The organism is Streptomyces mobaraensis NBRC 13819 = DSM 40847 (genome assembly GCF_017916255.1).
GTDB lineage: Bacteria > Actinomycetota > Actinomycetes > Streptomycetales > Streptomycetaceae > Streptomyces > Streptomyces mobaraensis.
On sequence record NZ_CP072827.1, the window covers coordinates 5,746,197 to 5,759,897 of the forward strand.

Genomic DNA, 13,701 nt, shown 5'->3' on the forward strand with positions numbered 1-13,701 from the left:
GATCAAAGCTCGCCCCCGCCGAAGCGGAACGGCCACGCCCCAACAGCCCTCTCACAGGGCGAACAGGGCCCAGGGGCTCTCCGCCCGCCCGGCCCCCGAACGTGAGGAGCACCGGCCATGACCTCCACCCCCGACGACGGCGGTTCCGACGTCCCGCGCTGGATGCTCGTCGTATCGGCCACCGCCGACCTGCTGCTCGGCCTGATCAAGCCCGTGCTCAGCGCCCCCAAGGACCGCCAGAACGGCCCGACCGGCGACTGACGCGGGAGCGCGGGCGCCCCGCGCGCGCGATCGCTCATCCGGGCATGACCGATCCCCGGTGATGTACTAGAGTTATCTCGACATCGAGATATATGCCGAGAGAGGCGTACCGTCGTCGTGTCGGCAAGAAATACTAAGGCATGCCTAAGTTAGGGCAACCTTAGCGGACCGGCGCGGCGTTGTCGCGGCAGGATGGCCGCAGTACGCGCATTCATGCACATGAAGGAGACTGTCGTGTCGGCGAACAGCTTCGACGCCCGCAGCACGCTGCAGGTGGGCGACGAGTCGTACGAGATCTTCCGGCTGGACAAGGTCGAGGGCTCCGCTCGCCTTCCCTACAGCCTCAAGGTGCTGCTGGAGAACCTGCTCCGCACCGAGGACGGCGCCAACATCACCGCCGACCACATCCGCGCGCTGGGCAACTGGGACTCGCAGGCCCAGCCCAGCCAGGAGATCCAGTTCACGCCGGCCCGCGTGATCATGCAGGACTTCACCGGCGTCCCCTGCGTCGTCGACCTCGCCACCATGCGCGAGGCCGTCAAGGAGCTCGGCGGCGACCCGGCGAAGATCAACCCGCTGGCCCCGGCCGAGCTGGTCATCGACCACTCGGTCATCGCCGACAAGTTCGGCACGAAGGACGCCTTCGGCCAGAACGTCGAGCTGGAGTACGGCCGCAACAAGGAGCGCTACCAGTTCCTGCGCTGGGGCCAGACCGCCTTCGACGAGTTCAAGGTCGTCCCCCCGGGCACCGGCATCGTCCACCAGGTGAACATCGAGCACCTCGCGCGTACGGTCATGGTCCGCAACGGCCAGGCGTACCCCGACACCCTCGTCGGCACCGACTCGCACACCACCATGGTCAACGGCCTCGGCGTCCTCGGCTGGGGCGTCGGCGGCATCGAGGCCGAGGCCGCGATGCTCGGCCAGCCGGTCTCGATGCTCATCCCGCGCGTCGTCGGCTTCAAGCTGACCGGTGAGCTGCCCGCCGGCACCACCGCCACCGACCTCGTCCTCACGATCACCGAGATGCTGCGCAAGCACGGCGTCGTCGGCAAGTTCGTCGAGTTCTACGGCGAGGGCGTGGCCGCCACGTCGCTGGCCAACCGCGCCACCATCGGCAACATGTCGCCGGAGTTCGGCTCCACCGCCGCGATCTTCCCGATCGACGGCGAGACCCTGAACTACCTCAAGCTCACCGGCCGCAGCGAGCAGCAGGTCGCGCTCGTCGAGGCGTACGCCAAGGAGCAGGGCCTCTGGCTCGACCCGGCCGCCGAGCCCGACTTCTCCGAGAAGCTGGAGCTCGACCTGTCGACGGTCGTCCCGTCGATCGCCGGCCCGAAGCGCCCGCAGGACCGCATCGTCCTCGCGAACGCCGCCGCGCAGTTCGCCCAGGACGTCCGCAACTACGTCGACGACGTCGACGAGGCGGGCAAGGAGTCCTTCCCGGCCTCCGACGCCCCGGCCGTCTCCGCCGGTGCCCCGTCGAAGCCGGTCACCGTGACCGCCCCCGACGGTTCGACGTACGAGATCGACCACGGCGCCGTCACCGTCGCCGCGATCACCTCCTGCACCAACACCTCGAACCCCTACGTCATGGTCGCCGCCGCGCTCGTGGCCAAGAAGGCGGTCGAGAAGGGCCTGACCCGCAAGCCGTGGGTCAAGACCACCCTCGCCCCGGGCTCCAAGGTCGTCACCGACTACTTCGACAAGGCGGGCCTCACCCCGTACCTCGACAAGGTCGGCTTCAACCTCGTCGGCTACGGCTGCACCACCTGCATCGGCAACTCCGGCCCGCTGCCGGAGGAGGTCTCCAAGGCCGTCAACGACCACGACCTCGCCGTCACCTCGGTGCTCTCCGGCAACCGCAACTTCGAGGGCCGGATCAACCCCGACGTCAAGATGAACTACCTGGCGTCGCCGCCGCTGGTCGTGGCCTACGCGATCGCCGGCTCGATGAAGGTCGACATCACCAAGGACGCCCTGGGCACCGACCAGGACGGCAACCCGGTCTACCTCAAGGACATCTGGCCCTCCGAGGCCGAGGTGAACGACGTCGTCGCCAATGCCATCGGCGAGGACATGTTCAACAAGTCCTACCAGGACGTCTTCGCGGGCGACGCCCAGTGGCAGGCCCTGCCCATCCCGACCGGCAACACCTTCGAGTGGGACGCCGAGTCCACCTACGTCCGGAAGCCCCCGTACTTCGAGGGCATGCAGATGGAGCCGGCCCCGGTCACCGACATCGCCGGTGCCCGCGTCCTGGCCAAGCTGGGCGACTCGGTCACCACCGACCACATCTCGCCCGCCGGTGCGATCAAGGCCGACACCCCGGCCGGCAAGTACCTCACCGAGCACGGTGTGGAGCGCCGTGACTTCAACAGCTACGGCTCCCGCCGCGGCAACCACGAGGTCATGATCCGCGGTACGTTCGCCAACATCCGCCTGCGCAACCAGATCGCGCCGGGCACGGAGGGCGGCTTCACCCGCGACTTCACCCAGGACGGCGGTCCGGTGTCGTTCATCTACGACGCCTCCCGCAACTACATCGAGCAGGGCATCCCGCTCGTCGTCCTGGCCGGCAAGGAGTACGGCTCCGGCTCGTCCCGCGACTGGGCCGCCAAGGGCACCGCGCTCCTCGGTGTCAAGGCCGTCATCGCCGAGTCCTACGAGCGCATCCACCGCTCCAACCTCATCGGCATGGGCGTCCTCCCGCTGCAGTTCCCCGAGGGCGCCTCGGCGGAGTCCCTGGGCCTGACCGGCGAGGAGACCTTCTCCTTCACCGGCGTCACCGAGCTCAACGAGGGCCGCACGCCGCGCACGGTCAAGGTCACCACCGACACCGGTGTCGAGTTCGACGCGGTCGTCCGCATCGACACCCCCGGTGAGGCGGACTACTACCGCAACGGCGGCATCATGCAGTACGTGCTGCGCAGCCTGATCCGCAAGTAAGCGGTAGGGCGCTTCGCGCCCGAGGGCCGCATTCCGTGTTCGCACGGGGTGCGGCCCTCGGTGCGTCCGGGCGGACGGCTACGGGATGGTTTCGCCGACGGCGTTGACGAACGCTGCCCAACTCACTCTGGGGAAGCGGATCAACGCACGCTCGGGAGCTTTGCTGTCGCGGACGCGAATAGCCCCGGGAACTTGATCCGCCACTTCGACGCAGTTGCCGCCGTCTCCATTCGTGTAGGACGATGTGCGCCATTCCGTTGTGCGTATGTCAGATGTGGTGCCCATGCGTCGTCCAATCCTTCGCCGCCGATTCGACCAGGGCCAGGGACGCTGCCGGGGAGAGCGCGTCAGCCCTGGCCAGATCGTATGACCGTTGGGAGTGGGCGACCAGGATGGGATCCTCAATGAGTTGACCCGTATCCGCACCTTCGGTGTAGACGGCAGGTGGGGCGTCGCTGAATTCCATCAGCGAGACCATCGTGTTCAGCAATCGGTGTGCTCCGGCGGCGAAGGGCATCACCTGGATGACGACGTTGGGCAGGGTGCGCGTTACCTCGACGAGATGATCGAGCTGCTCGCCCATGACTTCGGGCCCGCCCACGGCTACGCGCAGCGCCGCTTCATGGATGATCGCCCAGTAGACGGGAGCGGACGGGCTCTCCAGCAGTTTTGACCGCTCCATTCGGGCTCGCACGAGCCGTTCCACCACCTCCTGTGAGGTGAACCGCTGCGTAGCCAGTGTCACAGCCCGTGCGTATGCCTCGGTCTGCAGCAACCCGAGCACGTACATCGATGAGATCTCGCTGATCGACTTCGCCTGCCGCTCCAGCTCCGCCGCGTCCTCGAAGTAGTGGGCGACCTTGTACCTCCGGGCGAGCTTGCACAGTCGTTGCATGTGCTTGCCGGTCCCGAAGATCTCGTCGAACCGCTTTGACAGCTCCAACTGCGGGATGCGGAGGGCCGACTCGAACTGGCCGATGTACGAACCCGAGCAGAACGCCCGTGTCCCGAGGCCGGTCTGTGACAGGCCGGCCTCGTTGCGCAGGCGCTCCAGCTCGGAGCCGTAGAACGCGCGCGGGTTGGCGTACGGGTCCTTGGACTTGGTCGCGCTCACACACCCAGCGTATCCACGAGGGGCCGCTGGGTTAGGTGGGTTCCGGAAGCGTCACTCAGAAGAGCAGCCGGTACTGGTTCCAGCCCGACTTCCCCACCAGCACCCGGGACTTGAACGGCGCCGACGCCCGGCCCGTCCCCTTGTACAGCCACAGCGCGCCCTTGCCGTCCCGCGCCAGCAGGTCCGCGTGGCCGTCGAGGTCCACGTCGCCGGTGCCGAGGAGGAGGTTGAACTGGTTCCAACCGTCGCCGATGCGAGTGCGGGACTTGAAGGGGCGGGCCGTGTCGCCGGTGCCCTGGTAGAGCCAGAGGGTGCCCTTGCCGTCGCGGGCGACGACGTCCGTCCGGCCGTCGCCGGTGAGGTCGGCGCGGCCGGCGATCGCCGTGTACTGCCCCCAGCCCGGGCCCACCTTCTTGCGGCCGGAGAGGGAGCCGTCGGCCTTGGCCAGGTAGAGCCAGAGGACGCCCGCGCGGTCGCGGACCAGGATGTCGGACTGCTTGGCGCCGCCGAGGTTGCCGGGGGAGAAGAAGCTGTCGTACTGGCCCCAGTCGGTGGCGACTTCCCGGGCGCCCTTCGGGGTGATGTACCCCACCGAGTCGTCCGGCCCGATGGCGTAGGTGGCTTCCCAGACCCCGTCGCGGTCGTGGTCGACCCCCGTCGCCGCCTTGATCGCGCTCCAGTCGCCGCCGAAGGACTTGCGCGACGCCAGCCCGCCCTTGCCGTCGGGCATGTAGACGAAGTAGCCGCCCCGGCGGTCGACCGCCTGGACGGGGAAGACAGGCGCGTCCGGCGCTATGCGGGCGTTGCCGGCCCGCAGGGCCGGTGCCGCCGGCGGCCGTACGGCTGGGACGGAACCGGGGCCGGGGACATCCGCCGACGCCGTGCCGGCGGTGATGGCGGCCAGGGCGACGGCGGTCGCGGCGGTGAGGGCGCGCGACAGGGCGCGGCGGCGGGAACGGCCGGAAGCGTGGGGCACGTAGGGCTCCGTACGGTAGGAGGCGTCGGGAAAACGGCACGACGGAGGTGTCGCGCGCGTACCGCCCACGCCCCCCCCCGCGTGATCACCGATGCTGCCACACCGTCCCCGGCACCCCGGAGTTGAGGTCACCCTCAAGCCCGCGCGTAGTCGCCCGGGGACGGTCCCGCCAGATCGAACGCGCGGACCGCCCCGGTCCGGTTCGTCGCGGCCGAGGAGACCGGAGCCGGCGGACTCTCCGCGCAGGGCCCTGAAACGCCTGTGGCGCCCCTCCGGGTGGAGGGGAGCCACAGGTTTCGATGTGACCTGACGAAGCGTCAGAACATCAGGCGGTACTGGCCGAAGCCCGTCCCCACCTTGACCGAGCCCTTGAAGGGCTCGTTCTGCTTGCCGGTGCCCTTGTAGAGCCACAGCGCGCCGGACTTGTCCCGCGCCAGCAGGTCCGCGTGGCCGTCGCCGTCGACGTCGCCGGTGCCGACCAGCAGGTCGAACTTGTTCCAGCCGCCGCCGATCTTGGTGCGGCCCGCGAAGGGCTTGTTCAGGTCGCCGGTGCCCTTGTACAGCCAGAGCGTGCCGGACTTGTCGCGGGCGACGATGTCCGTCTTGCCGTCGCCGGTCAGGTCGCCGCGGCCGGCGATGGCCGTGAACTGGCCCCAGCCGCCGCCGACCTTCTTGCGGGCGGACAGCTTCCCGATGATGTCGGCCTGGTAGATCCACAGCACGCCGGACTTGTCGCGCCCGAGCACGTCACCGTACGCCGAACCGCCCAGGTTGCCCGGGGAGAAGACGGTGTCGTACATGCTCCAGCCGGTGCCGACGCGCTGGCTGAAGCCCTTGTCCGCGAACCACGCCTCGTTGTTCTTCTGGACGTAGTAGTGGCCGTCGCCCTCGCCGAACTGGTTGTGCCGCTGGGTCGCCAGCCGCATCTGCTTCCAGGCGTTGCGGGACGCGTTGGTGTTCTTGCCCGCCTTGCGGGCGGTGAGGCCGCCCTTGCCATTGGGCTGGTACGAGTAGTAGTCGCCCTTGTTGTCGATGGCGTTGAGCACCAGGAAGGGCGCCGCGCCGCTCGGGTCGGCGACGGTGGCCTTGGCGGCGGCCGTCTTGTCGGCGGTCACCGTGGGGCCGAGCTTCCCGGCCGGGGCCGCGGCGGGCCCGTCGGCCAGCGCCGTACCGGCGGTGCCGGCCACGAGGGCGGCGGCGATCGCCGTGGTGACGACGCGGGGGAGTGCGCGACCGCCGAAGCGGCGGCCGTTGGTGTGGGTCACGTAAGACTCCGTATTACCGAATTGTCTGAGAAAAGTAGTGCGATCAGAAGACTAGGCGGTACTGGTTCCAGCCCGAACCGTCGATCTTCACCCGCGACTGGTAGGGCGAGGACGCCTTGCCCGTGCCCTTGTAGAGCCAGAGGGCGCCCTTGCCGTCCACGGCGAGCAGATCGGCGTGGCCGTCCCCGTTCACGTCACCCGTCGCGACGAGCTTGGTGAACTGGTTCCAGCCGCCGCCGACCTTCGTCCGGGACGCGAAGGGCTTGTTGATGTCGCCCGTGCCCTTGTAGAGCCACAGCGTGCCGGACTTGTCGCGGGCGACGATGTCCGTCCTGCCGTCGCCGGTCAGGTCGCCGCGGCCGGTGATCGCGGTGAACTGGCCCCAGCCGCCGCCGACCCGCTTGCGCGGGGCGAGCTTGGCGTAGTCGCGGCCGAGCTTGCCGTCGGCCTGGTGGACCCAGAGGACACCCTGCTTGTCCCGGGTGAGGATGTCGGAACCGTAGGTCCCGCCGAGCTCGCCCGGGGTGAAGAAGGTGTCGTAGCCGCCGAAGCCGCGCGCCACCTTGGCGGCGTGGCTCCCGGGGCTCTGGTGGAAGACGTCGCCGTTGTCCACCAGCACGTACATGCCGTCGAGCTTGCCGTTCCGGTTGTGGTCGACGAAGGTGACCGCCTTGGTGCGCTCCCAGTCCTTGTCGCTGCGGGACGACCCGAGCGATCGCAGGCCGCCCTTGCCGTCCGGAACGAAGGAGCGGACAGCGGACTTGTCGACGGCGACGACGAGCAGCACCGGCGCCGCACCGGTCGGCTTCCCGGCGGCGACCTCGGCGGACCGAGTCCCCGGCAGGGCGCCGGAGAACTGCTCGGCGGGGCCGTCGGCCAGCGCCGTGCCGGCGGTGGTGCCGACGAGGGTGACGGCGATCGCCGTCGTGACGAGGCGCGGCAGCGCGCGCCCCTTGCGGCCGGGGATGTGGGCCACTGGGTCTCCTGGAGAAGGAAAGAGGGCACAGAAGTGGAGTCCGGCGGAGCCGGGAACGGGCCGTGCCGCCGGCGAGCGGGGCACGGCCCGGTGGTGCTGTGTCACCTCAGGGGCGTCAGAAGACCAGACGGTACTGGTTCCAGCCCGAGTTGCCGATCTTCACCGGGGCCTTGAAGGGCGCGGCGGCCTCGCCCGTGCCCTTGTACAGCCACAGGGCGCCGTCGTTGTCGATGGCCATCAGGTCGCTGTGGCCGTCGCCGTCGGTGTCGCCGTTGGAGAAGAGGTGGTGGTACTTGTTCCAGCCGCCGCCGATCCGGGTGCGGGCCTCGAAGGGCTTCTGGGCGTCGCCGGTGCCCTTGTAGAGCCAGAGCACGCCGTCCCGGTCGTGGGCGACGATGTCGGTCTTGCCGTCACCGGAGTAGTCGCCCCGGCCCGCCAGCTCGGTGTACGTCCCCCACTCGGCGCCCCGGAGCTGTATCTCGCTGACGAGCCCGCCGTCGAACTTGTTGAAGCGGACGTTGGCCGTCCCGCCCTTGCCCAGTGCGACGAGGTCGGCCGCGTTGCCGCCGCCGAGGTCGCCGGGCGAGATGAGGCCGTGGTAGAAGTACCCGTAGTTGGGCACGAGGTTGGTGTCTTTGCCGGTGATGCCGTGGAACTTGAGGTCGCGGCCGTTCTCGGTGATGAAGTAGTCACCGTCGTGACGGCCGTCGGCGTCGCGGTCGACCTGGGCGATCTCGCTCAGGTCCTTCCACGGGTCGCGGGCCTCGCGCGGCTTCAGGCCGCCCTTGCCGTCGACCTCGTAGACGTAGAAGTCGTCACCCTTGGCGGTGACGGCACCGACCTGGAACACCGGCGCGGAAGCCGACGGGCTCTTCGCGGCGGCGACCTGGGCGCCCGACGTGTGCGCGGCGGCGACTCCGGCCGTCCCCCCGACCAGGGCCACCGCGACGGCGGCGGTGACAAGGCGCGAGAGACCGCGCCGAGAAACACGCGAAACAGTAGTCATGGAAAGTTTCCCCCCAACCATGAGAAAAGGTGCAGCGACGCTGCTCGCCGTCCACGGAGAACAGCGCCGGATCTTCACGAGACCACGTGAAGAGGCGGAACCCGGCGGAGCCGGGAACGGGCCGTGCCGCCGGCGAGCGGGGCACGGCCCGGTGACGCGTCACCGCCAGGGCGGTCAGTAGACCAGGCGGTACTGGTTCCAGCCCGAGTTGCCGATCTTCACCGGGGCCTTGAAGGGCGCGGCGGCCTTGCCGGTGCCCTTGTAGAGCCACAGCGCGCCCTTGCCGTCGACGGCCAGCAGGTCGCTGTGGCCGTCGCCGTTCAGGTCGCCGTTGGAGAAGACCTTGGTGTACTTGTTCCAGCCGCCGCCGACCTTGGTGCGGGCCTCGAAGGGCTTGTTCGCCTTGCCCGTGCCCTTGTAGAGCCAGAGCGTGCCGGACTTGTCGCGGGCGACGATGTCCGTCTTGCCGTCACCGGTCAGGTCGCCGCGGCCCGCGAGGTCGGTGTACTGACCCCACTCCTTGCCGGGGACCAGGTTCTCACCGGAGAAGGTGCCGTCCTCCTTGACGGTGTACAGGCTCAGGTGACCGCTCTTGCTGCGGGCCAGCAGGTCCGACTGCCGGGAGCCGGCAAGGTTGCCCGGCGACAGGATGGTGTCCTTGAAGTGACCGAAGCCCGGCACGACGGTGCGGGCGTGGCCCGCGAGGCCGATGAACTTCAGGTCGCCGCGCTCGACGTAGTAGTTGCCGTCCTGGCGGCCGTCCGCGTCGCGGTCCACCCAGGTGGCCTGCGTGACGTCGGTGAACTTCGCGCCACTGGCCTGGCGCGGCTTCAGACCGCCCTTGCCGTCGGCCTCGTAGTAGTAGAACGCGTCGCCCTTCTTGGCGACGGCACCGAGCGGGAACACCGGCGCGGAAGCGCTCGGCTTCTTCGCGGCGGCGACCTGGGCGCCCGTCGTGTGCGCGGCGGCGACTCCGGCCGTCCCCCCGACCAGGGCCACCGCGACGGCGGCGGTGACGAGGCGCGAGAGACCGCGCCGAGAAACACGCGAAACAGTAGTCATGGAAAGTTTCCCCCCAACCATGAGAAAAGGTGCAGCAGTGCCGCCCTCCGTGCACGGAGAGCAGCACTGGATCTTCACAGACTCTACACAGGCTTCCCGGCCTCAACTACCGCTGGGGTGAACCCAACAGCTCCATCTCGGCCAGACTCGCCTCGCCACCGACGACTTTCAGCCGGTAGTGACGGTAGGTGACCGGAGTGCGCAGAGCGAACACCCGCGTTTGCCGGTCCCATGTGAAGGACTGTCCCTCGCGTCGATCGGTTCCGCTCCAGTCACTCCCATTATTCGAGCCTTCGAGAACCCAACTCCGGGGCGCCCGGGTGCGGTCGGCGGAGGTGAGGGTGTACGAGGTGATCCGGGAGCCGGCGGCCACCTCCAGCGGGACGGTGGTGACGGTGGCGGCGGTGCGGGAGGTGTTGTCGGTGAGGGCGGAGCCGTCCGGGACGGTGACGTCGGACAGCGGGGCCGGGACCTTGTCGTCCTTCGTGATCGAGGTCGGCCCGGCGCCCTCGCCGGAGGCCCAGGAGGACGGCTCGGGGCCCATGGCGAACTCCAGCGTGGCCCCCTTCGCCACCACCGAGTGCGGCAGCGCCGTGGAGTTCCAGGGCTTGCCATCGATCGTCAGCCCCTGCACGTACACGTTCCGCGCGCTGTTGCGCGGGGCCTTGACCACCAGGTCGCGGCCGTTCTCCAGGTGCACGGTCGCCTTGGTGAACAGCGGCGACCCGATCGCGTACTCGCCCTGCCCCATCACCAGCGGGTAGAAGCCGAGCGCGCTGAAGACGTACCAGGCGGACATCTCGCCGTTGTCCTCGTCCCCCGGATAGCCCTGCCCGATCTCGCTGCCGAGGTACAGGCGGGAGAGCACCTCGCGCACCTTCGCCTGCGTCTTCCACGGCTGCCCGGCCGCGTCGTACAGGTAGGCGATGTGGTGGGAGGGCTGGTTGCTGTGCCCGTACATGCCCATGCGGACGTCCCGGGCCTCGGTCATCTCGTGGATGACCCCGCCGTACGAACCGGCGAACCGCGGATCGCCTGTCTCCGGGGTGGCGAAGTAGGCGTCGAGCTTCTTCGCCAGCCCGGACCGGCCGCCGTACAGCGCGGCGAGGCCGCGGGTGTCCTGGGGGGCGGTGAAGGCGAAGTTCCACCCGTTGGTCTCGGTGTAGTCGTAGCCCCAGACCCGCGGGTCGTACGCCTCGGGGGACAGCCGCCACGAGCCGTCCTCGTTCCGGCCCTGGAAGAAGCCGATCCGCCGGTCGAACAGCCTGACGTAGCCGCGGGCGCGGTTGAGGAAGTACTCCGACTCCTCCCGGTAGCGCTCCTTGTGCGTCGTCGCGTAGAGGGACTGGCCCATCCGCGCCAGCCCGAAGTCGTTGAGGTAGCCGTCCAGCGCCCAGGACATGCCCTCGTGCGTCTTCGTGCTCGTCCAGCCGAGGAAGACGGACGTGTCCATGCCCTTGCGGCCGGTGCCGGGGTCCGTCGGCGCGACCGTCGCGTTCTTCAGCGCCGCCTCGTACGCGGCCTCGGCGTCGAAGCGGACGCCCTTCGCGTGCGCGTCGGCGAAGGCGATGTCGGAGCTGGTGCCCGTCATCAGGTCGGCGTAGCCGGGGGAGGACCAGCGCGAGACCCAGCCGCCGTCCTTGAACTGCTGCACGAAGCCGTCCACCATCCGCCCGGCCTGCCCGGGGGCCAGCAGGGAGTACGCGGGCCAGGTGGTGCGGTAGGTGTCCCAGAAGCCGTTGTTGACGTAGATCTCGCCGTCGACGATCCGGGCGCCGGTTCGGGTGGGGGTGGACGTGCCGGTGGGCGCGGAGAACGGGCTGGCGTAGCGGTGCTTGGGGCGATCGGCGGAACCGGTGTTCTCGAAGCCGGAGTTGGGATAAAGGAAGAGGCGGTAGAGGCCCGAGTACAGGGTGGTGAGCTGGTCGGCGGTGGCGCCCTCCACCTCCACCCGGCCCAGCAGGGCGTCCCAGGCCGACCGGGCCCGGTCGTGGACCCGGGCGTACGGCGTCCCGGCCGGGATCTCCTGCTCCAGGTTGGCCTTCGCCTGGTCGGTGCCGATGAGCGAGGTCGCGATCCGCAGGGTGACCGTGCGGTCGGCGCCCGGCCGGAACCGCAGGTAGCCGGTGACGTCGCTGCCGTCCCCTGCCCCGCCGCGCCGCAGCTTGCCGCCGCCGGTCACCGGGGCGTCGAAGACGCCGTAGACGTACAGCCGGCCCGCTCCCGTCGACAGCCCGCTCTTGACGTCAGACCAGCCGGTGAACGTCCCGTGCGCGGTGTCCAGCGTCAGGCCGCCGGCGTTGGTGACGTTGTCAAGGATGACGTTGGCCTTGTCGGCGGATCCACTCGGAAAGGTGAATCTCATCATCGCGGCGTGGTCCGTGGGCACGACGTCGGCCCGCAGTCCGTTGTCGAAGGTGACGCCGTAGTGGTGCGGCGTGGCCGTCTCGCGCGCATGGTGGAAGGGGAGGGCTCGGGCGGTGCGCGAGGCGTCGGGGGTGCCGGCCGCGACCGAGGGCATCACCTGGAAGGTCTGCCGGTCGCCCATCCACGGGCTGGGCTCATGGCTCGCCGAGAACGCCTGGAGGGTGGGCAGGTTGTCGGCGTTGTTCGCCGCCGCGTACCGGTAGAGCCAGCTGGTCGAGCCCGCGTCGGTCACGGGCGTCCAGAAGGTGAAGCCGTGCGGGACGGCGGTGGCGGGGAAGGTGTTGCCGCGGGAGAAGGAGGAGCTGGAGAGGGTGCCGCGGGTGGTGAGGGCGCGGTCCGCGGGGTGGGCCGGGGGCTTCTCCTCGGGCGCGGGGGCCAGGGACACGTCGTCGATCCAGCCCCGGAAGGGCGCGGGGCCGTCGGGGGCGTCGTAGGCGACGAGGACGCGGGCCACGGTCTTGCCGGCGGCGACGCGGCCGATCGCCGCCTCCTTGTTGTTCCACTGGTTGACGTACAGCGTCCTGGAGTCCGCCTGGCCGCGCGGCGTCAGCGGCGCGCCGTGCTGGTCCCGGGCGTCGAGCTGGCTCAGGTAGGTGCCGTCGGTGAAGGCGAGGTCGAGGGAGACATGGGTGGCGGGGTAGCGGGGGTCGCGCTCGGCCATGGCGGGGAAGATCTTGTACGCCAGCCGGGTGCGCGCGGTGACCCGCACGTTCACGGCGAACACCTTGTTGTACGCGTAGGCGCGGCCCTTGGCGCGGTGGGTGCCGCCGTAGCGCAGGGCGTGCTTCCCGGTGAAGCCGGCGCGGGGCTTGGCCGTGGGGGAGGCGGCCGGGCCGGTGTCGGGGTACGTGCGCATGGCCGCGGGCGGCGGAGTGCCGGGGTCCGCCGTGGCGAACTGCACCTCGGCGAGCTGGGTGAGCTCGTCCCCGGCGTTGCCGGTGATGTCGAGGCGGAAGTGACGGTAGGAGGTGTTGCCGGAGAGCGTGAACTGCCGTGTCTGGAGCCGTTTTTCGAAGTCCTCGCCGTGCCGGGTGTCGAGGACGGTCCAGCTCTTGCCGTCCGCCGAGCCGCGCAGGGTCCAGTCCCGGGGGTCGCGGCCGGGGGCGTCGTTGGCGGAGGTGAGGGCGTACCGGGCGACGGCGACGGGCTCGAAGAGGTCGAATTCCAGCCAGGCCGTCCGCTGCCGGACCAGCCACTTGCTGCTGGGCTCGCCGTCGACCAGGTTCTCCTTGATCTCGCCGCCCTCGGCGTTCTCGCCGCTGGCCCGGACGGCGGTCACCTTGTCGGTGGCGTTGCCGGGGATGCCCTGGCCGTCGCCGCCGTCGACGCCCGAGGACCTGGCCCGGCCGTCGGGGCCGGTCTCGGCCGTGTTGCGCCAGTCGGGGCGGGGGTCGCCCGGTTCGAAGGAGGACGCGAAGCTCTCTTCCGCCCGTGCCCCGGCCGCCGCGTCCGCGGCCCTCCCGACGGGCGCCGCCGCGGCGCCGGACGGGGCGATCTGAGGGGCCGTCACCAGTATGGCGGCCACCAGGACGGCCGCGGGACGGGCGAGCGCCCGCCGGCGACGTCTGAGTCTCTGTCTCATCCCTTGCCTCTCCCGAAGGCAGACAACGTTGTCACCCGGATCGCGCTCTGTTAAGTAGGGCGTGAGGCTCCAGTGGTGTCAAG

General features: G+C 70.0%; 10 protein-coding genes. 2 read left to right on the forward strand and 8 right to left on the reverse strand.

All coding sequences use genetic code 11. The features are described 5' to 3' along the window. Positions 1-117: 117 nt before the first annotated feature. Both J7W19_RS24865 and acnA read left to right on the forward strand, forming a co-directional pair. The gene (locus J7W19_RS24865; protein ID WP_154080469.1) at positions 118-261 is read left to right on the forward strand and encodes a hypothetical protein; all 144 of its coding nucleotides are present in this window, start codon (positions 118-120) and stop codon (positions 259-261) included. Positions 262-495: 234 nt separating this feature from the next. Beyond that, the gene (acnA, locus tag J7W19_RS24870; RefSeq protein WP_004947339.1) at positions 496-3,210 is read left to right on the forward strand and encodes an aconitate hydratase AcnA; all 2,715 of its coding nucleotides are present in this window, start codon (positions 496-498) and stop codon (positions 3,208-3,210) included. Between the two features lie 78 nt (positions 3,211-3,288). Here the strand turns inward: acnA and J7W19_RS24875 are convergent, their stop codons facing one another. The 8 genes from J7W19_RS24875 to J7W19_RS24910 all read right to left on the reverse strand — a co-directional run bounded on the left by J7W19_RS24875 (position 3,289) and on the right by J7W19_RS24910 (position 13,618). After that, entirely contained in the window at positions 3,289-3,495 is a 207-nt protein-coding gene (locus J7W19_RS24875) for a DUF397 domain-containing protein (RefSeq protein WP_004947337.1), read from the reverse strand. Beyond that, positions 3,479-4,324: a helix-turn-helix domain-containing protein gene (locus J7W19_RS24880; RefSeq protein ID WP_004947334.1), complete on the reverse strand. Its 846-nt coding sequence runs from the start codon at positions 4,322-4,324 to the stop codon at positions 3,479-3,481. Before J7W19_RS24880 ends, J7W19_RS24875 begins: the two co-directional genes overlap by 17 nt. 55 nt (positions 4,325-4,379) lie before the next feature. Then, positions 4,380-5,300 carry an FG-GAP repeat domain-containing protein gene (locus tag J7W19_RS24885; RefSeq protein ID WP_004947331.1) on the reverse strand — a complete coding sequence of 307 codons (921 nt, stop codon included), beginning with the start codon at positions 5,298-5,300 and terminating at the stop codon, positions 4,380-4,382. Positions 5,301-5,617: 317 nt separating this feature from the next. Next, complete coding sequence (locus J7W19_RS24890) at positions 5,618-6,565, reverse strand: FG-GAP repeat domain-containing protein (RefSeq protein ID WP_004947325.1); 948 nt, start codon at positions 6,563-6,565, stop codon at positions 5,618-5,620. A 43-nt stretch (positions 6,566-6,608) separates the two neighbouring features. Then, positions 6,609-7,541 (reverse strand): FG-GAP-like repeat-containing protein, encoded by a 933-nt coding sequence (locus tag J7W19_RS24895; RefSeq protein WP_004947321.1) that lies wholly within the window; start codon positions 7,539-7,541, stop codon positions 6,609-6,611. A 115-nt stretch (positions 7,542-7,656) separates the two neighbouring features. Then, the gene (locus J7W19_RS24900; RefSeq protein ID WP_040890490.1) at positions 7,657-8,547 is read right to left on the reverse strand and encodes an FG-GAP repeat domain-containing protein; all 891 of its coding nucleotides are present in this window, start codon (positions 8,545-8,547) and stop codon (positions 7,657-7,659) included. Positions 8,548-8,721: 174 nt separating this feature from the next. Beyond that, a complete protein-coding gene (locus tag J7W19_RS24905; RefSeq protein ID WP_040890486.1) occupies positions 8,722-9,609 on the reverse strand; it encodes an FG-GAP repeat domain-containing protein in 888 nt (295 codons plus the stop codon). Between the two features lie 106 nt (positions 9,610-9,715). Next, complete coding sequence (locus J7W19_RS24910) at positions 9,716-13,618, reverse strand: GH92 family glycosyl hydrolase (protein ID WP_004947313.1); 3,903 nt, start codon at positions 13,616-13,618, stop codon at positions 9,716-9,718. Positions 13,619-13,701 lie beyond the last annotated feature (83 nt).